Below are 22,427 nucleotides of genomic sequence, written 5' to 3' on the forward strand. Positions count from 1 at the left end.
CACTAAGTTTGTGATAAAACCAAGTGGTGGGCTTATTTTTGGCTACCCCACCTTATAGCGGGGAATATACGGGCGGTGGATTGGGGAGAAATAAATGTGGTGATTGGTATAAATTATTCCAATCCATGAATAATGTTCGCAGATTGATTGAAAAATGAGGCTTATCTGCTTCTTGCTGAACATCAATGACCATAAAGTGTGAAAATGAGGGCAAGTGATCACGATGATCATCTTTTAGATTTTGATCAAAACTTGTTGAAGAAACACTTTGATCTAATAACAACTGTTTATTATTATTGGTTTTTTGAAGATCAGCATGTTCTAAATCATGTTGATCATCTTTCTGGCAACTTAAAGCCACATGATGACCAAAGTGCTTTAGACCTAAGGTTGGTACATCCTTACGATTTTCATGGGTGCAAAAAGCCGCAGCCACATTCCAAAGACTTTGGAACATGAACAAACTTAATAAAATACCAATAAAAATACCCGAACGTTTGACCATATTCAGTCTACATGCCTCATTTCCCCAATATAACAAGCAAAGCACATGTAATAAAATTACATTATTTTTATTTCAGTCAACTAAATTGCTTAAAATAAAATTAAAGTGTTATAAACAGTATATTGTTATTCAATAAACTCATACAGTTAAAGATCCATCAATTACAATTTATTATTTGAAAAGTTTTAAAAATCAGCTAAATTAATTATATCTAATCGATTATTTCTGATTAGTCATCTCACATATTGTTAATGGATTAACAAGGAGGTTTATATGATTGGACATATTTTTAATCGTTTTAAAAATTATGCTGAAAATGAGAGCCAATCTCACAAATTGTCTGAAGGTGAATTACAAAAACAGCCTTTCCTCGAACAAGCTGTCAACCAACCTCATGCCAGTTATGCCGCCTTAATAGATGCTGAAAGCCATGATGTTCGAAATGCAATGTGGTGTTATTTACGTGCTGCTTTAAGAGGAGATAAAGAAGCACAGTATAAAATGGGACTCTCTTATTTAAATGGTCAACTCGGTTTAGACCGTAGTTATTCTCATGCTGAAAAATGGTTAGACCAAGCGGCTCATCAAGGGCATCTTGAAGCAAAACAAGAACTCCAAGAGGCTTATAAAAAACTCGCGTTTTCTTAAAAAAAATTTATTTTATTCACAATTATTTGAAATAAAAACCAGTTTTCGGACTGGTTTTTATTCGTTTGACATGTCTATTTTTTCACTATATGTTATTAATTATTAATAAGTTAAAACCAAAAAAATAAATGTGACACAGTACAGCTTAATAGCGTAGAAGATTAAATTATGGACATTAACGAGATTGTATATTATATAAAAAATAGTGTTCTACCTTATTTAAAGGTAAAAAATACACATCCTCATGTTTATGTGTCTGAAGCTTATCTTGAATATCAGCAAGCCCGACGTTACGAGTATCAATCTAAACTTAACTATTTTAATCCAAACCATACTGAACTGCTTTTATCCAATAGAGATGAACGTAACGCGATTTGGTGTTTTCTCCATTCAGCAAGTAAAGGTTATAGTTCTGCGCAATTTAAGCTAGGTCAATGTTATTTAAATGGTCAACTTGGTCTCACATCCAATACTTTTAAAGCGCAAGAATGGCTTGCTCTCGCTGCAAACCAAGGGCACATTGAAGCGCAAACTGAATTAACAAAAATTCATAATGCTCAGCTTTTGTCTTAATTTTTGATTGTCATTTAAACTTTTTAAATCCTTTAAATTAAATACAAAAAAACCAGCTCGAAAGCTGGTTTTTTCACACAAAAATAAAGGAATTAACCTGTAATTTTTTTGTATTTAGAACGTTTAGAAGAACCATCATCACTTAAACGTGATTGGCGATATGCTTCATATTCAGCATAGTTACCTTCATAAAACTCAGGTTTATCATTTTCAAATGACAAGATATGCGTTGCAATACGGTCTAAGAACCAACGGTCATGCGATACCACCATTACCGTACCTGGGAATACAAGAATTGCATCCTCAAGCGCACGTAAAGTTTCAATATCCAAGTCGTTTGATGGCTCATCCAGTAAGATTACGTTTGCGCCCATTTGTAAGATTTTCGCAAGTTGTAAACGGTTACGCTCACCACCTGACAATTCACCTACGCGTTTTTGCTGATCTTGACCTTTAAAGTTAAAACGACCGATATAGGCACGTGATGCGATTTCATAATCACCAATACGTAAGATATCTAAACCGCCAGAAATTTCTTCCCAGACTGTTTTCTTATCATCTAAGGTGTCACGTAACTGCCCCACATACGCGACTTTAACCGATTCGCCTAAAGTCACAGATCCTGTATCAGGTTGTTGTTCGCCAGTCATCATACGAAACAGTGTCGTTTTACCCGCACCATTCGGTCCAACAATACCCACGATTGCTGTTGGTGGTACAGAGAACGTTAAGTTCTCATACAGCAAACGACCATCAAACGATTTACTGATCCCTTCAACATCTACAACCTTATTACCCAAACGTGGGCCTGGTGGAATATAGATTTCAGAGGTTTCATTACGCTGTTGGAATTCACGTGAATTGAGCTCTTCAAAACGCTCCATACGCGCTTTGTTTTTCTTTTGCTGACCTTTGGCATTAGAACGAACCCATTCAAGCTCTTTCTTCAATGCTTTCGCAAAAGATTCTTCTTGCTTGTTCTCTTGCTCTAAACGCGCATTTTTTTGCTCTAACCAATTGGTATAGTTACCTTGGTAAGGAATGCCCATGCCACGGTCAAGCTCTAAAATCCACTCAGCAACGTTATCTAAGAAATAACGGTCATGCGTAATCGCAACGATTGTACCTGGGAAATCTTTCAGGAAACGTTCTAACCAAGTCACGGACTCTGCGTCCAAATGGTTGGTCGGTTCATCAAGAAGCAACATGTCAGGCTTAGAAAGCAATAAACGACATAATGCAACACGACGACGTTCACCACCTGAAAGCAACTTAACATCTGCATCCCAAGGTGGAAGATTCAATGCACCCGCTGCAATTTCGAGTTGGTTATTGAGATTGTGTGCATCCCAAGTTTGAATGATGGCTTCTAATTTCTCTTGCTCTTTTGCAAGTGCATCAAAGTCAGCATCTTCTGCTGCATATTCAGCAAAAACTTCATCCAAACGTGCCAAAGCATCTAATGCTTCACGAACGCCATCTTCAACGTTACCACGAACGTCTTTAGTTTCATCTAATGGTGGTTCTTGCTCTAAATAGCCGATTTTGATACCGGGTTGAGCGCGTGCTTCACCTGAGAAATCTTTATCTACGCCAGCCATAATACGAAGCAAGGTAGATTTACCTGCACCGTTTAAACCAAGCACACCAATTTTGGCACCTGGGAAAAATGATAAAGAGATATCTTTTAAGATCGTACGCTTAGGCGGTACTAACTTAGAGACACGGTTCATCGTGTAAATATATTGGGCCACGTAGGACTCCTCTATAAAAAAACCAACATTCACAAATGTGAACAAATAATTGCAGGCATTATACGATGAAAGTGCCGAAAAAATAAGGCTCCCCATCATTATAAAAATGCTTTTCTCAATTCAAATCATGTTTAAAAAATAAACATATTAATACAGCTATCAGAAAATTCAACTCGGCATGAAAATTGTTCATGTTTATGAAATAAAAAGAATAAGTATGCAGTTTTTTGTAGCTTTACTTCATATAGTTTAATGCTACACTCGATTGAAAATTAACGGAATAAGATGACAAAGTCATGACCTATAAAGATGAAACCCTTGCCATTCATGCAGGCTATACGCCAGAAGCAACCACCAAAGCCGTTGCTGTTCCAATTTATCAAACCACATCTTATGCATTTGATGATACTCAACATGGGGCTGATTTATTTGATTTAAAGGTTCAGGGGAATATTTACACCCGTATTATGAACCCAACTACGGCTGTTCTTGAGCAACGTCTAGCAGCACTGGAAGGAGGGATTGGCGCACTTGCTTTAGCATCAGGTATGTCTGCCATTACCTATTCAATTCAAACCATTGCTGAAGCTGGCGATAATATTGCTTCTGTATCCACTTTATATGGTGGCACTTATAATTTATTCGCACATACACTACCCAAACAAGGTATTGAAGTCCGTTTCTTCGACTATCAAAACCCTGAAGCACTACGTGGGTTAATTGATGAAAAAACCAAATTGGTTTTTGTAGAATCTATCGGTAATCCGCTGGGTAATATTATTGATCTTGAAGCCATCTCCAAGATTGCCCATGAATATGGTGTACCTGTGATTGTTGATAATACTGTTGCAACACCTGCCCTACTCAAACCTTTTGAGCATGGTGCAGATATTGTGGTGCATTCATTGACTAAATATATTGGTGGTCATGGCAATAGCATTGGCGGTGCAATTGTGGATAGTGGAAAATTCCCTTGGGGTAAATATCCTGAACGCTTTAAAGTATTGAACACGCCTGATCCAAGTTATCATGGTGTCAATTATGTTGAAGCCTTAGGTGAAGCAGCCTATATCGCACGTGCACGGGTTGTGCCTTTGCGTAATACAGGCGCTGCGATTAGCCCTTTAAGCGTATTCCTGATTTTACAAGGTTTAGAAACCTTAAATTTACGTATGGAGCGCCATACTGAAAATGCGCAGGAAGTGGCTGAATATTTAAAAGCACATCCAAAAGTAAAATGGGTCAATTATGCTGGATTAAAAGATCATCCTCAGCATGCGCTCGCACAGAAATACGTCAAAGGTAAACCCTCTGCAATTCTGTCTTTTGGTGTACAAGATGGTCTAGAAGGTGGGACACGCTTTATTGATGCACTACAGCTTTTCACTCGCCTTGTGAATATTGGCGATGCAAAAAGTTTAGCTTGCCACCCTGCAACAACTACACATCGTCAACTCAATGAAACTGAGTTAAAAGCTGCAGGTGTCAGCATTGATATGGTTCGTTTATCTGTGGGAATTGAACATATTGATGATTTAATTGCTGATTTAGAACAAGCTTTACAAGCGGTCTAAACAACATCAAAATCAGACTTCTAAGCAGAGGGGTCTGATTTTTAATTTAGCCTTAAAATAAAAAAAATAAAGACAAGTGCTTATTTATTAAACTACAATTATCACTTTATTGAACAAATAAAAAATTAAAAACGTTGATAAAAAGAGAAAATATATGCAACAACATGATAAATCATTGAAACTAAAAAAATTAGTTCAAGGCATTACACTTGTTTTCAGTTTAAGTACGATCACCGCACTGCCTACTTTGGTTTTTGCATCTGAATCTGCACCAACAGAGGCAACCCAAGCAAGTGGAGCGCAAGATAATCCTTTAACAAAATTAGATTGGCATATAGGGCCAACGGCTGAAACCATTGCAAATGTTGCTCAACTCAAAACAGCAAAAGGTGAAGGGTTTTTAGATACTAAAAACTCAGATCAATTTTTAGAGTTAACCAATAATTTACCTTCTGGAAGTACCAACATTCTGGTTGCGGATGATGACTCATGGTGGGCAACTTTTGATTTTGATGAGTCTGGCTATGTGAAAGATGATGAAAAAATTGATGCTGATGCCCTACTCAAAGAATTAAAAGATTCTGATGAAGCCAGTAATGAAGAACGCACGCGTCTGGGGATGAGTAAGCTCTATACGGCAGGTTGGGCAGTCCCTCCTCATTACGATCCGAAAACCAAACAACTTGAATGGGCCTTGAAAGTTCGCTCTGAAGATCAACAAGAAACCATTAACTACACTGTTCGCCTTTTAGGTCGTACTGGTGTGATGAGTGCAACCCTTGTGTCTGATGAAGAAAATTTGAATAAAAATATTCAAGCATTTAAACACTCCTTAGAAGGTTTTAATTTCAATTCAGGGCAACGCTATTCAGAATATAAAAATGGTGACAAAGTTGCAGAATATGGACTCGCAGCTCTGGTTACAGGTGGTGCAGTTGCCGTTGCTGCCAAAAAAGGCTTATTTGCAACATTACTGGTATTGTTAGCAAAAGCTTGGAAAATTGTCGTCATTGCTGTAATCGCAGTTTTTGGTGGGTTTACCTCTATTTTTAAACGCAAAAAAGATTAATGAATATTGCTTTTGAATATTGGGTAATTTTAAGTTTAGTCGGATTATATTTATATGATTCGGCTAAACTAATTGGTTATAACCAAGTGTTCCTTTATACAGGTTTACGCTCCAAGTTTTCGATTCATGTTCCATCAAAAAATATGAATATGCTTAAAAAATATTTATTTTTCACTCATCCTTTTCACAGCAGTCATCTACTCTTTATTTTACAATGGAATTTAAACACACAAAAAAAGCACAATGACCTTCAATTCTTAGATGAAATTCCAAACGTTAAAAAACAAGTTGATTCTTTACGAAAACTACAATTAAGCAGTATTGTTGTTTGGATCCTTACACTCATCGTTTTTCCCTTGTTATTTTTGATGCAACAAAGCTATTTACTGATTTTATCCACTCTCCTTCTGATTTATTTAATCAATATTGCTCAGGCTGCTTATATCATTTTCAAAAGAAAGCTGCTTTCATTAAATAAAAAACAATGTATATCCTTCTTCATAGATGCTTTATTTTGTCCACCCTTTGCACTTAATTTACTGAAAAAAATTACTTTAAATAAAGAAATACAAAATGATGCGATCTACATCGCACAACTTTTGCTTAAACCAACAGCATTTAATCACTGCTTAGCGCAAATTATGGACGATATCGATGCTTTGAAACAAAGTGAGCCCAATACTGAAACAGCTCAATATATACAACTCGAAAAGCGACATTCCGAATTAATGAAGCTACAACACGCCTCTAATATTTGACTGGTCAGTTTTAAATTTAAAGTTTACTTTTAAATTCTCAACTTAATTGGGTTGAATATTTTTTATACAATTTTAGCTTTTTTACGTAATAACTTTGAATTTACTCACTTTTAGACTAGTCATCCTTATTTTTATATGTTAAAAATCACTTAATAAAGCAAAACATATTAGAGTAATTACTCTAAAAATAATTTTAAAATTCAGATACTTACATCTAGCATTTTTTTTATTTTTCGTTATGATTGCCTCCCATAACCGCTGATCATCTTTTAGACAAAGATCATCATCATGTAAAACAAATACAATACGTCAATTCATTTCAGTCAGAATCAGGGAAATGTACATGAACCAAAAATTAGAGCAACTTTTTCAGAAAAAAGTGAACGGTAAAGTCGCACTTATCACAGGTGCTTCAAGTGGTATTGGCTTAACAGTTGCAAAAAAACTGGCAGCAGCAGGCGCTCATGTGCTTCTTGTTTCACGTACTGAAGAAACATTGAAAGAAGTTCAAGCTGAAATTCAAGCTCAAGGTGGTCAAGCTTCAGTTTTCCCATGTGATTTAAATGACATGAATTCAATTGATGAAGTATCTAAACAAATTTTAGCGTCAGTCGATCATATTGATATTTTAATTAACAACGCTGGGCGTTCAATTCGCCGTGCAGTTCATGAATCTGTGGAACGCTTTCATGACTTTGAACGTACCATGCAACTGAATTATTTTGGTGCTGTTCGTTTAGTACTCAACATACTTCCACAAATGATGATCCGTAAAGATGGGCAAATCATCAATATCAGTTCTATTGGTGTATTGGCAAATGCGACCCGCTTCTCTGCTTATGTGGCATCAAAAGCAGCATTAGATGCATTTAGCCGTTGTTTATCTGCGGAAGTACATTCACATAAAATTGCGATCACTTCTGTATACATGCCTTTGGTTCGTACACCAATGATTGCACCCACCAAAATGTACAACTACGTACCAACGCTTTCTCCTGAGCAAGCAGCAGACTTAGTGGCTTATGCAATTGTGAAACGTCCAAAAAAAGTGGCAACACACCTCGGCCGTTTAGCATCAATTACCTATTCAATAGCGCCAGAAATTAATAATAAATTGATGTCAATTGGTTTTAACTTGTTCCCAAGCTCAAGTGCGTCTGTGGGCAAACAAGATAAATTAAACTTGGTACAACGTGCTTATGCTCGATTGTTCCCAGGCGAACATTGGTAAGATTAAAAAACCGCCGAAAGGCGGTTTTTTACTCGTTATTAGATTACCCCAACGCTATCAACCTAAAAAATTATCTATTATCAAATAAGAGAGAATTGTAATAAAATTCTCTTGCCTAAGAGTAATTTAGCCAAATTTACTCAGCAAAAATTTTGTATATTATTAATGAGAGCCAATAGATTTATTCAAAAGCCCAATTAACCAATCAATGAAGTCTTGAAAATACTGAGGTCTATATTTGCGATTAGTCAGTAAAATATTGACAGGTAAAAATTGATATGTAATATCCGTAAATAAATCAACCAATCGCTCTTGCTTAAGATAAATTTGAGCATCAAATTCTGGAATTTGAATAATACCTAAACCCGATAAACCCGCCTGAATATAAGCTTCTGTATTTTCAACCAGTAATCGATATGGTATTTTTACGCGAAAATCAGCAAAAGTGAGTTCTGTAAATTCCTTATAATTTTGTGCAACATGATAATCCACTCCAAAATGTTGCTTTAAGTTATTTAAATCATTTGGTCTTCCAAATTCAGTAATATATTGAGGCGATGCTAACGTCAATAATTTCACTGATGTAATCGGTCTAATTAATAGATATTCATCTTGAACTTGCCCCACTCTCACAACACAATCTAGCTGTTGCTCAACTAAATTAGAAAAAGCATCACTTCCATTAATTAAAACTTTGACTTGAGGATATTGCTGATAATATTCACTTAAATTTGGAATTAAAATTTGAGTAGCCATCCTCTTTGGCATACCTATGCTAATTTTTCCTTGCTGATGACGTACTTGATATTTGAAACGATTTAATTCTTTAAGTTGCACAATTAAGCGCATTGATTCTTCATAAAAGAGTGTTCCTTCATGCGTTAACGATACTTTTCTCGTAGTTCTGTAAAATAATAATACTTCATACTCTTTTTCTAATGATTGAATCGCATAAGTGATACTAGACCTTGGCAAGCCTAATAGTGTGGCTGTTTGTGCAAATGATTTTTTTTCAGCAACAAGGCAAAAAATTTTTAATTTTTCTATTTTATCCATTATATTATTCAACTTTTACGAACAATCCATTCAATACTGTAGACTATTTCACACTTTAAAACTGCTCTAGAATTATTCCGATTACATAAAACCATGAGCAAAATATGTCTAAGCATGATTTGAAGAACAAGACGGTAATTATTACAGGTGGTGCAAAAAATTTGGGCGGATTAATTTCTCGCAAATTTGCGGAACATGGTGCCAATTTATTGATTCATTATAATAGTGCTGAAACTCAACAAGATGCTGAAGAAACATTAAAAGCTGTCAAAGCGCTTGGTGCTAAAGCCATTTTAGTTCAAGCTGATTTATCTGATATTCACCATATTGAATTATTATTTACTAAAGCCAAAGAAAACTTCGGTGGCGTTGATATTGCGATTAATACAGTGGGTCGTGTACTCAAGAAACCATTTGTTGATACAAGTGAACAAGAATTTGACGCTATGAATGATGTTAATAATAAGATTGCTTATTTTTTCATTCAAGCAGCAGGTAAACAATTAAATAATAATGGAAAAATTTGCTCCATTGTCACCAGTCTATTAGCAGCATATACAGGCTTATATTCTACATACGAAGGTTTGAAAGCACCTGTTGAGCATTACACTAGAGCTGCTTCTAAAGAATTCGGAGAAAGAGGAATATCTGTTACTGCTGTCGCGCCAGGTCCAATGGATACTCCTTTTTTCTATGGTCAGGAAGCACCAGAGGCTGTGGCTTATCATAAATCTGCTGCGGCACTAGGTGGATTAACTCAAATTGAAGATATTGAACCTTTAATTCGTTTCTTAGTCACAGATGGCTGGTGGATTACAGGCCAAACTATTTTTGCAAATGGTGGTTATACAACAAGATAATAATTAAATAAAAAAACCGCCAAAAGGCGGTTTTTTTATTTGGTATTTAAGGTTTATTTAGAACCTTTAATCCCTGCTTGTAATAATAATGCACCTAAACCACCAATTTTAGCTTCTTGTGGTTTAGCAGACTGTGGTTTCTTCGCTTGTTGTGGACGATCACCCTGCGGACGAGCCTGTTGAGGACGTTTCGCCTGTGGTTTACGTTCTCCACGTTGCTCAGTATTGGCTTGACCTTCACGACGTGGCTGACGCGCTGCTTTCGCAGGTGCTTCAGAACCTTCAGGACGCATAGACAAATTCACACGATTACGTTCTGCATCTACTTGTAATACACGTACTTGTACAATTTGACCTGGTTTAACCACTTTATGTGGATCAGATACAAACTCATTGGCAAGTTCAGAAATATGTACTAAACCATCTTGGTGAACGCCCACATCTACAAATGCACCAAAGTTCGTTACATTCGTAACCACACCTTCGAGTTGTAAACCTTCTGTCAACTGTGACACTTCTTTAATATCATCACGGAACTTCGCAGTACGGAATTCTGGACGTGGGTCACGACCTGGTTTTTCAAGTTCGCTTAAAACGTCTTGAATAGTCGGTAAACCGAATTTATCATCTACAAACGCTTCAGCGCTTACTTGACGAATAATTTCAGTATTACCAATAATGTGTTTTACAGTAGTTGATTGAGCAGCAACAATTTTCTCAACCAAACCATAACTTTCAGGATGCACTGCAGAAGCATCTAATGGCTCAGAACCTTCTTGAATACGTAAGAAACCAGCAGCTTGTTCAAAAGTACGTTCGCCTAAACGGGGTACATTTTTCAACGCTTGACGGTTATCAAAACGGCCATTTTCTTTACGGTATTCAAAAATTTGCTGTGCAATTGATTTATTCAGACCCGCGATATAAGACAAAATCGCAGGTGATGCAGTATTTACATCAACACCGACTGAGTTCACACAGTCTTCAACTACAGCTTCAAGTGTTTTTGCTAAACCTGTTTGGTTAACATCATGCTGATATTGACCTACACCAATTGATTTAGGATCAATTTTTACAAGTTCTGCTAATGGATCTTGTAAGCGGCGAGCAATAGACACGGCGCCACGAATTGAAACATCAAGCTCAGGCAGTTCAGCAGAAGCCAATTCTGACGCTGAATAAACTGATGCACCTGCTTCACTCACTGAAACACGGGTCAATTTCAAATCTGGATTTTGCGTCATCATTTCAGCAACAACTGCTTCTGTCTCACGACTTGCAGTTCCGTTACCAATTGCAATTAAGGCAACATCAAATTCACGGCATAAACGTGCAAGTTCTGCAATTGAACCGGCTTTATCTTCTTTTGGTGCAAATGGATAAATCGTGCTATGAGCAACCACATCACCCGATTCATTAACCACTGCCAATTTCACACCTGTACGAATACCAGGATCTACACCCAGCGTACAACGTGAACCTGCAGGTGCAGAAAGCAATAAATGACGTAAGTTTTCTGCAAATACATCCATTGCTTCTGATTCAGCGCTTAGACGCTTTTCAGTCAACAAAGAGTGTTCAATTTGCGGACGGATTTTACCAAGCCAAAATAATTTTGCAGTTTGCTTTAAGAAATCTTGACGTGCTTGTGGTTGAGCTTGATCAAGATTATATTCAGTTTCAATGCGCACAATCGGTTGATCGTCTTGACCATCAACTTTTAAGCCCAATACATTTTCTTGACGACCACGTAACATTGCCAATAAACGATGTGAAGGGACTTTATTTAAATTTTCTGAAAAATCAAAATAATCACGGAATTTTTTGCCAACTTCTTTTTTCTCATCAGAAGCGACTTCGCTTTTTAACAATGCTGTTTTAGCAAATGTTGTTTTAAGCTCAGTTGTTAATCCAATATTTTGTGCCCAATCATCAATAATAATGTGTTGGATTGCATCCAACTGGCTTTCAACATCAGCATAATTTTCGTGACTAAAATCCGCCAACGCTTCTGTTGGCTCAACATTTTCAGCAACGATTTTTTCAGCAATTGGACCTAATCCAGCTTCTCTTGCTTTAAATGATTTACTGGTACGCTTTGGACGATACGGTGCGTAAATTTCTTCTAATGCATTCTTAGTTTCAGCCGCATTCACGCGCGCTAACATATCATCAGATAATTTATTTTGTTCTTTTAAAGATTCTATTACTTTGCCACGACGTTCATACAAATCACGTAAATAAACGAGGCGTGTATCAAGTTGGCGTAATTGCGTGTCGTCTAAACCTTGCGTTACTTCTTTACGGTAACGTGCGATAAATGGAACACTGGCACCTTCATCAATCAGCTTGATGGCAGCCTCTACTTGGTTTGAACGTACGGCAAGCTCACTTGCCAACTGCTGAACTAAGTCAGTCATCGTGTTTAATTCCACAAGGATAAGGACTAAAAGTTAGTGATTATAAAGACCAAGACCATAAAATCCACAATTGTTTTGCAAATTACCAATGAAAAAAATGATAAAAGATCAATTTTCTTGAATTTTAAGGCTTAAGCTTCTCTTTAGCGCATTGTATTTGATTTTACTTGATCTTGTAAGATGAGGGTTTCAAATTCCACTCCCTTACCCTTTTATGATTCATGATCATCAAAAAGATGAAATATCTCAAAGCCCTTTAAAGCCTAAAAAATTAAAGAATATGAATCTGCTTAACTTACCCCACAATAAACGTATAAATAGCATCCGAATTTTAATCTTAAATCAAGATGATATATGTCCTTCGCTCATCGTATTTAATTTCACAAAATCACTCACATTTCATCCACTTTATAAAGCATGCATAAAATAGAGCTGAATCCCCCTTGTTTACACATTCATCTTGAATACTAAAAATTGGTGAATATATACGCTTAAACAAAAGCTTAAAGTGAAAATACATTAAAGTTTCATTTGCCAAACGGGTATCTTTTTCTTTATAACCTTAGCTATATTCTTAATTATTTATAGATGTTGTCTTTTGGTTTCAATAAGCGCTTAAAATTGTAATTTTGAGCAATTTGATACATAGTCTTAACAAGAACTTAGGCATTATACTGAGATTAACGAATATTTATAATTTACAACATTAAGGGAGTGCATCATGAGTTTAGTTGTACCTGCTGAAAATACAGATGTAGTACACAATGAAACTGACCGTGTCGAACGCATTCTAGTCGTCGACGATGATGTGCGTCTACGTACCCTTTTACAGCGGTTTCTAGAAGATAAAGGCTTCGTGGTCAAAACAGCTCACGATGCAACTCAAATGGATCGTTTATTACAACGTGAATTATTCTCACTGATTGTTCTAGATTTCATGCTTCCTGTAGAAGATGGTTTAAGCATTTGCCGACGCTTACGTCAATCCAATATTGATACACCAATTATTATGCTGACTGCTCGTGGTAGCGATTCTGACCGAATTGCGGGCTTAGAAGCCGGTGCGGATGACTATTTACCAAAACCATTTAATCCAAATGAATTACTGGCACGTATTCGTGCTGTATTACGTCGTCAAGTTCGTGAAGTTCCTGGCGCACCAAGTCAAAATTATGAAGTGGTTTCATTTGGTCCATGGTCACTCGATTTATCTACACGCACCCTAACCCGTGAAGGGCAAGTGGTTACGTTAACCACAGGCGAATTTGCTGTACTGAAAGCATTGGTACAACATCCTCGTGAACCATTGACACGTGATAAATTAATGAATTTAGCCCGTGGTCGTGAGTGGGGCGCAATGGAACGTTCAATTGATGTGCAAGTTTCACGTTTACGTCGCTTAATTGAAGAAAACCCTGCCCGTGCACGTTACATCCAAACGGTTTGGGGCGTAGGTTATGTTTTTGTTCCAGATGGTGCTGAATAATTTTTTACTCACAAAATAAGCCTTTTAAAGGCTTATTTTGTTTTAAGATCATTCAAGCTCTTCTATAAAACTTTTTAATTTCGCTTTAATGAAAAATAAAAAATATTTCACTCATTTTAAATTCGTGTTGATCTCGCGAAAAAATAATGAGAGTCGATTCAAACACATCATTTCCATTGCATGATGATGTCTCGTATTAGGAACATGTTCAGTGAAATTAGATCCCATCGACCCGCAAGCATTTAAAGACTTCTCTACTTATTCTGAAAAGAAACGGACTTCATCAGAACGCTTTCTCGATAAAATTAAGCCCCGTTCAGCGGCAATGCGCACAACGGTTTTGGTTTTATTTATCGTATTTTTCAGTTTATTTATGTCTTTATGGTTTTTTTGGAAAACACTCTACTTACCTGAAATTCAACAACATGCTAGATTTTTAGCTGTTGAACTAGAAATGGTCAATAATCCACATTTAAAAATTTATCATAATGAAACGCAGCTTGATGTGGATGAGTGGCTCAAACAACGGGTCGGGGTTGAATATGTCACCGATCCTGCTGAATACCCGAATGTTAAAGACAAACTGATTGCAGATTTCTTTACCAATCGTATCGAGCACCAACTTGCGACTGAATTAAAGATTAAAGATGTAACGGTATATTTCCAATTTAAACCAAGTCCGCGTATTTGGATTCAAACCCCAGAGATGAAAGGCAATTGGGTCAGAGAGCCTTTAACGACTTATGCCAATTATAGCCCTGAGCTCATTTTAGCTTGGCTCTTAGGTGTTCCACTCATTGCGGCAGGTATCATTTTAACGTTAGTTCGACAGTTGAACCGCCCTTTGCGTCGTTTACAGAATGCTGCAAACAATTATAGTAAAACAGGTAAGGCACCTTATTTAGAAACCAATCATGGACCTCAAGAAATACGAGAAGTAAATCAAGCATTTAACCATATGATATACACGCTTGAACAAACCGAACGTGACCGTCAAATTATGCTGGCAGGTATTTCACATGATTTACGTACACCACTGACTCGTATTCGATTAAGTGCTGAAATGATGCCCGATGATGATTTTCTCAAAGAAGGTCTTATTTATGATGTTGAAGATATGGATGCAATTTTGAATCAATTCATTTCTTATATGCGCGATGGCTCAGATGAAGAATTACAAGAAACAGATATCAACAGTCTACTTCAAGAATTAGCAATCCAATTTAAACCCTTAGATATTCGTTTTGAAGCCCAACCTTTACCGACAATTACAGCCCGTTCTTTATCGCTTAAACGTCTGATTGGTAATCTCATTAACAACTCCAAACGCTACGGTGCTGAACCGATTGAGCTTGAAGCCCATGTTGAAAATGATCATATTAAAATTAGTGTGTCAGATCACGGCGAAGGTATTCCTGAAGACCAAATTGATGAACTGATGCAACCCTTTGTACGGGGTAATGCAGCCAGAACTGTACAAGGTAGTGGACTCGGACTGGCGATTGTCAAAAGAATTGTCGATATCCATCAAGGAGAGCTTTCTATTCACAATCGTCCTGAAGGTGGTTTAGAAGCGGTGATTTCTTTACCGCTACCTGTGGAAAGTGAGGAAGAAAGCCAAACTCCGAACCCGATTCAAAAAATTAAGCAAACTTTGAGTGATCGTTTTTAACTATTGTTTAATTATACAACAAACAACTTTGTTCGTTTTACAAACGCACCTATTATTTACTTAAAAAATAATAACTTAAAACACATCACTGTAATTTATACCTACATTTATTGAAAAAATTAGACCTTAGCCTAACAGGCATGCACAATTTACTTTTAGGGCGGTACAATCCGTCTAGTTTTGAACAAGAATTGAGCGTAAATCATGTCTTTAGATCGTATTCGTTTAGCGTCACTTCATGACAAAGTCATGAGCGCAGAACAAGCTGCTACTTTTATCCAAGATGGTATGACTGTAGGTATGAGTGGTTTTACTCGTGCAGGCGAAGCAAAAGCTGTCCCTTTAGCCTTAGTAAAACAAGCAAAGGTTAATCCTTTAAAAATCACTTTAATTACAGGTGCGAGCCTTGGTAACGATCTAGACAAGCAACTGACTGAAGCTGGTGTGCTTGCTCGTCGTCTACCATTCCAAGTAGACAATACATTACGTAAAGCCATCAACAAAGGCGAAGTAATGTTCATCGATCAGCATTTGTCTGAGACTGTTGAACAAATGCGTAACCTTCAGCTTAAAAAGCCTGATGTAGCGATCATTGAAGCAGTTGCGATCACTGAAGATGGTGGCATTATTCCAACAACTTCAGTAGGTAACTCTGCAAGCTTTGCAATTTTTGCTGAAAAAGTAATTATTGAAATCAATACTAATTTAAGCCCTGCTTTTGAAGGCTTACATGATATTTACATCCCAACCTATCGTCCAACACGTCAAGCGATTCCATTGACGCAAGTCGATGAGCGTATTGGTACAACCGCAATTAATATCGATCCTTCAAAAATTGTAGGTATCGTGATTAACAATGAATATCATGACTCTCCATCAACTGTGACTGAACCAGATGATGAAACTCAAGGTATTGCAAATCACTTGATCGCATTCTTTGAAAAAGAAGTTGCTGAAGGTCGTTTACCAAAAGATTTAGGTCCACTACAAGCGGGTATCGGTTCTATTGCCAATGCCGTTTTAACAGGTCTTAAAGATTCAAACTTTGAAGACTTAGTGATGTACTCTGAAGTTCTTCAAGACTGCACCTTTGAATTAATTGATGCAGGCAAAATGAAGTTTGCTTCTGGTAGCTCAATTACGCTTTCTGAAAAATATGGCGAAAAAGTATTTAATAACCTTGAAGCGTACAAAGACAAATTGGTTCTTCGTCCACAAGAAATTTCAAACCATCCGGAACTGGTACGTCGTTTAGGCATCATTGGGATCAATACCGCACTTGAGTTTGATATTTACGGAAACGTAAACTCTACTCACGTGTGTGGTACTAAAATGATGAATGGTATCGGTGGTTCAGGTGACTTTGCACGTAATGCACACTTGGCTATTTTCGTGACCAAAGCCATTGCGAAAGGTGGAGATATTTCTTCTATCGTTCCTATGGCTTCTCACGTTGACCATTCTGAACATGATGTTGATATTCTTGTGACTGAACAAGGTTTAGCTGACTTACGTGGCTTAGCACCTCGCGAACGCGCTCGTGTGATTATTGATAACTGTGCTCACCCAATGTACCGTGATGCATTAAATGATTACTTTGATCGTTCATGTGCTAAAGGTGGTCATACACCACATCTTCTACGCGAAGCGCTTTCTTGGCATGCAAACTTTGAAGAAACAGGTCATATGCTTGTTAATACTGAAGAACAAGCTAAAAAATCTGCATAGAGCTTTGATCTAAAGTAAAAGCACCATAATAAAAAACGCCCAATTGGGCGTTTTTTTATTTATACATTAATATGAGATATCTTGCATAAATAGATCAAATCAAACTGCAATCGCATCTTGATTAATCTGCTCAATAAAAGCCACACTTGCTTGATCCTGAAGAATCATATCCACAGCTTTCTCCGCGATCATAATCACAGGTGCATTGGTGTTTCCATTGACCACGGTTGGCATAATTGAAGCATCTACCACCCGTAAGCTTTGAATACCATAGACACGCAATTGTGGATCAACCACAGCCATCTCATCGACACCCATCTTACAACTTCCTACAGGATGATAAACGGTATCTGAACGATCTCGGAGTATCTGGCGAATATCTTCATCTGTTTGAACTTTTGCCGTAAATAAATCTTCTTTGACGATAGATTTAAATGCATCAGCCTCCATCAGTTTTTTAGTGACTTTAAACCCTTTGACCATTTCTTCTAAATCCCAATCATCATCATAAAAATTAGGATCAATCAGTAAAGGATCATCCACACTTGCACCACTCAATTTAATTGTGCCACGACTTTTTGGATTTAACAGACAGACATGACATGAAATACCATGCCCTGTGTGCATGGTTCTGGCATGGTTATCCACCAAAGCCACCACAAAATGCAGTTGTAAATTGGGTAATACTTGCTCAGGAGAGCTTTTCAAAAAACCGCCACATTCAGCAAAATTGGTGGTCATTAAGCCACGTCTTTCATTACGGTAGCGCCCAATTTGTTTGAATAAATCAATCGTTCCTGGAATAGATAAGCCAAATGTTCCTTGAATATCTTTCACTTTATACGCAAAAATAAAATCAGGATGATCATGGAAGTTTTTACCAACACCCGGTAAATGTTTTTTAACCTCAATCCCGTGTTGATTAAGTTCTTGTTGATCGCCTACTCCAGACAACATCAAAATCTGTGGAGATTGAATAGCACCAGCACTGAGTAAAACCTCACGACGAGCGCGTATTTGTTTCACCTGCCCTTGATGTTTATATTCCACACCAATCGCGACATTATTTTCAATTAAAATGCGCTGTGTCAAAGCTTGAGTAATCACCGTTAAATTTGGGCGTTGCATATGTGGAAATAAATAAGCACGAGCTGCACTACAACGTTCACCATTGATATGAGTGACTTGATAAACCCCTAAACCTTCCTGCTCTGCGCCATTAAAATCATCTAAAATTGGAAAGCCTTGCTCTTTGGCAGCATTGAGATAGCGTTGTTGTAAGGGATTATCACTGTGTAAATCAGTGACCGAAAGTGGCCCAGAGTTTCCATGATATTGGTCATGGATTCTTTCGTTATTTTCAGATTTAATAAAATAAGGCAATACTTCATCATAAGACCAACCTGCATTGCCCGAAGCTGACCAATTATCATAATCTTGACGATGACCACGAATATAAATCATCGCATTAATCGCAGATGATCCCCCTAAGCATTTTCCACGCGGTTGATAACCCTTACGACCATTCAGCCCTTTTTGAGGAGTGGTTTCAAAAGCCCAGTTATTAATTTTAGTGGGAATACTAATGACTGCCGCGGCTGGAACTTCAACTTTCCACCCATCTCCACCTCCACCTGCTTCAAGTAAACATACTGAGACATTTGGATTTTCAGAAAGTCGTCCAGCCAATACACAACCTGCACTTCCACCACCGATCACGATGTAATCAAATTCCTTTTGTTCCATCTTTCATACCTTTATTATATTGCTTTCGTTTTATTGCTTATTTTTTATCATTATGCATTTTTAACATATAAAAAGAATGATCACAAAGGTCATCCTATTATCGTTTTCTCTCTAAATTTTCATTTAAGTATCTATCCATCTGATTTTTTTTATTTTTCTCATTTTAAAGCTTAAAAAAACATCTCATCTAGATTAATCTGAAGATCACCTCACTGCATTCATGATCCTATGTTTATTATTAGACCGTATGCCGAAACTGACTTGGAAGATATTATTGCACTATGGGAACTGTGTGACTTAACACGTCCTTGGAATAACCCTGAAATTGATATTTTCCGCAAGGTTGCACAAAGGGATTGATTATTTTTACTTGCAGTGAAAGATGAGCAATTAATTGCAACCGTGATGGGAGGCTATGATGGTCATCGTGGTTGGGTTAATTATTTGGCAGTTCATCCACATGAGCAACGCAATGGTGTTGCAACCGCGCTATTACAACAACTTGAAAAGCGCCTGATCGCTTTAGGCTGCCCAAAGCTCCAGTTACTCATTCGCAAAGATAATATTGATGTGCAGAGTTTTTATGAGCAACTGGGCTATGAAGAGATTGAAGTGGTGTGTCTCGGTAAACGATTAATTCAAGATTAATAGTGATCAAGATCATCAGCTAGGTACGCTTAGTTTAAGCTGATGATCGATTGCCTTTTTACGTTCCTTTCAATCAGAAAAATAAAAAAGAGATCGATGTTTCTATAAAATACGTTCTTATAAATTATGCTTAAAATTTATAGCCATAAGAAAAACCTAAAATATCCTGACTCATCTTTAAATTCGCTTCGCCACCACCAAAAGTGGCTGGAATAGACTGATTTCCTTTCACATCTTTTTCTAAAGCATGGGTATATGCCACACTTAACTCTTGATGGTGATCCATATTCCACGTTGCACCCACACTGACATGATCTTGAACCACGCCTGGTGCTAAAATATTTAAGAAAGTCTGATCATTTGAAATCGGTTGATCATTATGGCTATAGCCTGCTCGTAGAACCAATTTAGGATGAGCTTGATAAGTAATTCCCAGTTTATAGACATTGATATCATCCCAACCAAAACCCGGTCCTTGCTGTGACCCAAAAGGATGACCTTGCATGACTTTATTCACATCAAAGGTATTACCTACAGAACTTACATCTGAATATTGAATTCGTTGAATATCAGTAGCAACCGTGAGTTTAGGTGTTACTTTCAGAGCCGCTCCAATACCATAGCTTTCAGGTACATCAAAACCACCTTGTTCGGCAAATAACCCTTGGTATTGTTCAAACTTATCCGCTTTAATTTTAGATGAATATTCTGCGCCCAAAGTTAAACGATCATCATAGAACTTTCCTGACCAACCAATACGTGCACCAATGCCTGTAGATGAGTCTTTACCACGATTACTTAAATTCCCACCATCTGCAGAAAAACCTGCAAAGCCCTGAATACCTTTGGCTTCAAAACGTTGATATAAAATATTGGTCGCTATACCAATCGACTGATTTTCTGAATATTTCCAAGCCACCGCAGGAGAAATAAAGATTTCTGATAAATCCACACCCGCAGAACCCGTATTCCCAAAAGCAGCAAAAGGATTATTTTTATAACCTGTATTCATACCACCATTGCCATAGATGGCTAGACCTAAAGCAACTTGAGCGTTAATTTGATGGTTATACGCCAATTCAGGTAAGATAAAATATTTACGTCCATTGCCTTCATACTGACCATTTGCACCTGCTCCATTTCCCACAATTTCCGCTGAACGATCAGGTGCAAATACTGTTGCTCCAGCATCTAATCGTGTTCCAATCCAACTTAAACCTGCTGGATTATTTGCAATAGTGAGTGCATCTTGAAATTGAGCAATCGATGTCCCTGCATTCCCTTGAGCTTTCACGCCATAACCATGCATGAAATAACCTGTTGTTGCATGTGCAGATAAACTCAGAAAAGGGAGTAGAAGACTTAACGGTAAAACTTTAGAGAGAGAAAGCATGATTTAATTTACTTTTAAATAATATACATATGAGTATATTGTTATGCTTTTATCTTGTAATCGAATATAAAATTAAATACTTAGTCAATTTATTCATATAGATCAAAATTGCAAAAACATCTGCACCAGTCTAAACAAGTGCTTTATTTTATCTTCTAAACGAGCATAAAAGGAGATCATCCCCAAAGTTCTAAGCTGAAATTTTACCAATACGAAGCAATACGGGAAACTCTATATTCAGTGCATTTACATCCTGATTCTGCTTTATATACGTTTCAAGTTGAGCCAAAGGGTTATCCTCATGCTTATTTTTATAATGCTTAATTGCAGACCATGTATTGATATAATCAAGTAATTGCGTAGCTGACCATTGATACTGCATCTTTAAATCAGGTGTAAGCAATTCATCAAATGGAAAAGGAATAGTTTTATATTCTTCATCAATATAACGACGTTCAAGATCCCAATAACCATTCAACTGGTTAAAATAGACATCATGAATCAGCTCATTGATTACTTTATGTTCAACGTGAATCAAACCATAACCTATCACCGCTAAAATACCATTTGGTTTTAGGGTTCGTTTGACTTCATGATAAAAAGCCTCAAAATCAAACCAATGAATGGCTTGAGCAACCGTAATCAAATCAAAGCTATGTGTTGCAAATGATGTATGTTCTGCTGGCTGAATTTGATAGCTCACATTTTCAAAATAAGGAGCTTGTTGAAGCTGATTTTCACTTAAATCAGTCGCCACAATATGATCAAAATAAGGCGTAAGCAGTTGCGTAAACTGCCCTGACCCTGCACCACAGTCCCATGCAAAATGACGATTAGGAACATATTTTAAAACTTCCTGAATGACGGTCGCTGGGTAACTTGGACGGGCTTGCTGATAAAGCTGACTGTTGCTTGAGAATAAATCTTTCATTATCGTTGTAAAAATAGTTATAGATTTTCTAATGAATATAGTCGAATTATAAATTCAATCTATTATTTTTGTCCGACAAAATCTCGATTTCAACAAAGTTCATCTTCAGTTCTGCATTTCAAAAATCAGGCAATAAAAAAACCTCAAACAATTTGTTTGAGGTTTTTTTGAATATGGTGGCGAGACCCAGGTTCGAACTGGGGACACACGGATTTTCAATCCGTTGCTCTACCGACTGAGCTATCACGCCGTTGCGGTGTATTAAGCCGTATCTGAATATATTAGTCAATATAAATCATGACTTTTTTATTTGATCGGATATTTTTTACGCAAAAAAAATCTCTGATGGGATCAGAGATTGAAACTTTAAATAAG

Annotated in this window: 17 protein-coding genes, 1 tRNA gene and 1 pseudogene; 11 read left to right on the forward strand and 8 right to left on the reverse strand. The window is 37.0% G+C overall.

What is annotated here, in order from left to right; translation table 11 throughout:
• Window positions 1-52: 52 nt before the first annotated feature.
• Window positions 53-505, reverse strand: a complete 453-nt coding sequence (locus B9T35_RS03460; RefSeq protein ID WP_086189735.1) for a cation efflux protein, CzcI-like — start codon at window positions 503-505, stop codon at window positions 53-55.
• 273 nt (window positions 506-778) lie between these two features.
• Here B9T35_RS03460 and B9T35_RS18805 point away from each other — a divergent pair, with 273 nt between their 5' ends.
• Together B9T35_RS18805 and B9T35_RS03470 are read left to right on the forward strand one after the other, a co-directional pair.
• Window positions 779-1,153 carry an SEL1-like repeat protein gene (locus B9T35_RS18805; protein WP_086189736.1) on the forward strand — a complete coding sequence of 125 codons (375 nt, stop codon included), beginning with the start codon at window positions 779-781 and terminating at the stop codon, window positions 1,151-1,153.
• A gap of 168 nt (window positions 1,154-1,321) precedes the next feature.
• Window positions 1,322-1,726: a tetratricopeptide repeat protein gene (locus tag B9T35_RS03470; protein ID WP_086189737.1), complete on the forward strand. Its 405-nt coding sequence runs from the start codon at window positions 1,322-1,324 to the stop codon at window positions 1,724-1,726.
• Between the two features lie 92 nt (window positions 1,727-1,818).
• Here the strand turns inward: B9T35_RS03470 and ettA are convergent, their stop codons facing one another.
• A complete protein-coding gene (gene ettA / locus B9T35_RS03475; RefSeq protein WP_086189738.1) occupies window positions 1,819-3,480 on the reverse strand; it encodes an energy-dependent translational throttle protein EttA in 1,662 nt (553 codons plus the stop codon).
• Between the two features lie 296 nt (window positions 3,481-3,776).
• Between ettA and B9T35_RS03480 the strand changes: the two genes are divergently transcribed.
• From B9T35_RS03480 to B9T35_RS03495, 4 genes are all read left to right on the forward strand, one after another.
• On the forward strand, window positions 3,777-5,054 hold the full coding sequence (locus B9T35_RS03480) for an O-acetylhomoserine aminocarboxypropyltransferase/cysteine synthase family protein (protein ID WP_086189739.1): 1,278 nt from the start codon (window positions 3,777-3,779) through the stop codon (window positions 5,052-5,054).
• Window positions 5,055-5,208: 154 nt separating this feature from the next.
• Entirely contained in the window at window positions 5,209-6,123 is a 915-nt protein-coding gene (locus B9T35_RS03485; RefSeq protein WP_086189740.1) for a DUF2167 domain-containing protein, read from the forward strand.
• Window positions 6,123-6,881 (forward strand): hypothetical protein, encoded by a 759-nt coding sequence (locus B9T35_RS03490; protein WP_086189741.1) that lies wholly within the window; start codon window positions 6,123-6,125, stop codon window positions 6,879-6,881. Before B9T35_RS03485 ends, B9T35_RS03490 begins: the two co-directional genes overlap by 1 nt.
• Window positions 6,882-7,224: 343 nt before the next feature.
• Entirely contained in the window at window positions 7,225-8,112 is an 888-nt protein-coding gene (locus tag B9T35_RS03495) for an SDR family NAD(P)-dependent oxidoreductase (protein ID WP_086189742.1), read from the forward strand.
• Between the two features lie 162 nt (window positions 8,113-8,274).
• Here B9T35_RS03495 and B9T35_RS03500 read toward each other — a convergent pair whose 3' ends face one another.
• Window positions 8,275-9,168 carry a LysR substrate-binding domain-containing protein gene (locus tag B9T35_RS03500; protein ID WP_086189743.1) on the reverse strand — a complete coding sequence of 298 codons (894 nt, stop codon included), beginning with the start codon at window positions 9,166-9,168 and terminating at the stop codon, window positions 8,275-8,277.
• Between the two features lie 104 nt (window positions 9,169-9,272).
• Between B9T35_RS03500 and B9T35_RS03505 the strand changes: the two genes are divergently transcribed.
• Window positions 9,273-10,028, forward strand: coding sequence for an SDR family oxidoreductase (locus tag B9T35_RS03505; protein WP_086189744.1), 756 nt, complete (start codon window positions 9,273-9,275; stop codon window positions 10,026-10,028).
• A 53-nt stretch (window positions 10,029-10,081) separates the two neighbouring features.
• Here B9T35_RS03505 and B9T35_RS03510 read toward each other — a convergent pair whose 3' ends face one another.
• A complete protein-coding gene (locus B9T35_RS03510; RefSeq protein ID WP_086189745.1) occupies window positions 10,082-12,448 on the reverse strand; it encodes a Tex family protein in 2,367 nt (788 codons plus the stop codon).
• A gap of 721 nt (window positions 12,449-13,169) precedes the next feature.
• Here B9T35_RS03510 and ompR point away from each other — a divergent pair.
• The 3 genes from ompR to B9T35_RS03525 all read left to right on the forward strand — a co-directional run bounded on the left by ompR (window position 13,170) and on the right by B9T35_RS03525 (window position 17,334).
• A complete protein-coding gene (gene ompR / locus B9T35_RS03515) occupies window positions 13,170-13,934 on the forward strand; it encodes a two-component system response regulator OmpR (RefSeq protein WP_086189746.1) in 765 nt (254 codons plus the stop codon).
• Window positions 13,935-14,145: 211 nt separating this feature from the next.
• Window positions 14,146-15,606 carry an ATP-binding protein gene (locus tag B9T35_RS03520; protein WP_086189747.1) on the forward strand — a complete coding sequence of 487 codons (1,461 nt, stop codon included), beginning with the start codon at window positions 14,146-14,148 and terminating at the stop codon, window positions 15,604-15,606.
• A 204-nt stretch (window positions 15,607-15,810) separates the two neighbouring features.
• Window positions 15,811-17,334, forward strand: a complete 1,524-nt coding sequence (locus B9T35_RS03525; RefSeq protein ID WP_086189748.1) for an acetyl-CoA hydrolase/transferase family protein — start codon at window positions 15,811-15,813, stop codon at window positions 17,332-17,334.
• Between the two features lie 99 nt (window positions 17,335-17,433).
• Here the strand turns inward: B9T35_RS03525 and B9T35_RS03530 are convergent, their stop codons facing one another.
• Window positions 17,434-19,080 carry a GMC family oxidoreductase gene (locus B9T35_RS03530; RefSeq protein WP_086189749.1) on the reverse strand — a complete coding sequence of 549 codons (1,647 nt, stop codon included), beginning with the start codon at window positions 19,078-19,080 and terminating at the stop codon, window positions 17,434-17,436.
• Window positions 19,081-19,308: 228 nt separating this feature from the next.
• On the opposite strand from B9T35_RS03530, the pseudogene B9T35_RS03535 reads away from it, so the two are divergent.
• Window positions 19,309-19,728: pseudogene (locus tag B9T35_RS03535) on the forward strand (GNAT family acetyltransferase).
• A gap of 130 nt (window positions 19,729-19,858) precedes the next feature.
• On the opposite strand, the gene B9T35_RS03540 reads toward B9T35_RS03535, so the two are convergent.
• From B9T35_RS03540 to B9T35_RS03550, 3 genes are all read right to left on the reverse strand, one after another.
• The gene (locus B9T35_RS03540) at window positions 19,859-21,121 is read right to left on the reverse strand and encodes an OmpP1/FadL family transporter (RefSeq protein WP_086189750.1); all 1,263 of its coding nucleotides are present in this window, start codon (window positions 21,119-21,121) and stop codon (window positions 19,859-19,861) included.
• Window positions 21,122-21,311: 190 nt separating this feature from the next.
• Window positions 21,312-22,052, reverse strand: a complete 741-nt coding sequence (locus B9T35_RS03545; protein WP_086189751.1) for a class I SAM-dependent methyltransferase — start codon at window positions 22,050-22,052, stop codon at window positions 21,312-21,314.
• A 174-nt stretch (window positions 22,053-22,226) separates the two neighbouring features.
• Window positions 22,227-22,302: transfer RNA gene (locus tag B9T35_RS03550), tRNA-Phe, on the reverse strand.
• Between the last annotated feature and the right edge of the window lie 125 nt (window positions 22,303-22,427).

It is taken from the genome of Acinetobacter sp. ANC 3832 (assembly GCF_002135415.1).
Taxonomy (GTDB): domain Bacteria; phylum Pseudomonadota; class Gammaproteobacteria; order Pseudomonadales; family Moraxellaceae; genus Acinetobacter.

Excerpts from the sequence above, each read along its gene's own strand:
- B9T35_RS03460 (WP_086189735.1), bottom strand. The coding sequence starts at position 505 with ATGGTCAAACGTTCGGGTATTTTTATTGGTATTTTATTAAGTTTGTTC.
- B9T35_RS18805 (WP_086189736.1), top strand. The coding sequence starts at position 779 with ATGATTGGACATATTTTTAATCGTTTTAAAAATTATGCTGAAAATGAG.
- B9T35_RS03470 (WP_086189737.1), top strand. The coding sequence starts at position 1,322 with ATGGACATTAACGAGATTGTATATTATATAAAAAATAGTGTTCTACCT.
- B9T35_RS03480 (WP_086189739.1), top strand. The coding sequence starts at position 3,777 with ATGACCTATAAAGATGAAACCCTTGCCATTCATGCAGGCTATACGCCA.
- B9T35_RS03485 (WP_086189740.1), top strand. The coding sequence starts at position 5,209 with ATGCAACAACATGATAAATCATTGAAACTAAAAAAATTAGTTCAAGGC.
- B9T35_RS03490 (WP_086189741.1), top strand. The coding sequence starts at position 6,123 with ATGAATATTGCTTTTGAATATTGGGTAATTTTAAGTTTAGTCGGATTA.
- B9T35_RS03495 (WP_086189742.1), top strand. The coding sequence starts at position 7,225 with ATGAACCAAAAATTAGAGCAACTTTTTCAGAAAAAAGTGAACGGTAAA.
- B9T35_RS03500 (WP_086189743.1), bottom strand. The coding sequence starts at position 9,168 with ATGGATAAAATAGAAAAATTAAAAATTTTTTGCCTTGTTGCTGAAAAA.
- B9T35_RS03505 (WP_086189744.1), top strand. The coding sequence starts at position 9,273 with ATGTCTAAGCATGATTTGAAGAACAAGACGGTAATTATTACAGGTGGT.
- B9T35_RS03510 (WP_086189745.1), bottom strand. The coding sequence starts at position 12,448 with ATGACTGACTTAGTTCAGCAGTTGGCAAGTGAGCTTGCCGTACGTTCA.
- ompR (WP_086189746.1), top strand. The coding sequence starts at position 13,170 with ATGAGTTTAGTTGTACCTGCTGAAAATACAGATGTAGTACACAATGAA.
- B9T35_RS03525 (WP_086189748.1), top strand. The coding sequence starts at position 15,811 with ATGTCTTTAGATCGTATTCGTTTAGCGTCACTTCATGACAAAGTCATG.
- B9T35_RS03530 (WP_086189749.1), bottom strand. The coding sequence starts at position 19,080 with ATGGAACAAAAGGAATTTGATTACATCGTGATCGGTGGTGGAAGTGCA.
- B9T35_RS03540 (WP_086189750.1), bottom strand. The coding sequence starts at position 21,121 with ATGCTTTCTCTCTCTAAAGTTTTACCGTTAAGTCTTCTACTCCCTTTT.
- B9T35_RS03545 (WP_086189751.1), bottom strand. The coding sequence starts at position 22,052 with ATGAAAGATTTATTCTCAAGCAACAGTCAGCTTTATCAGCAAGCCCGT.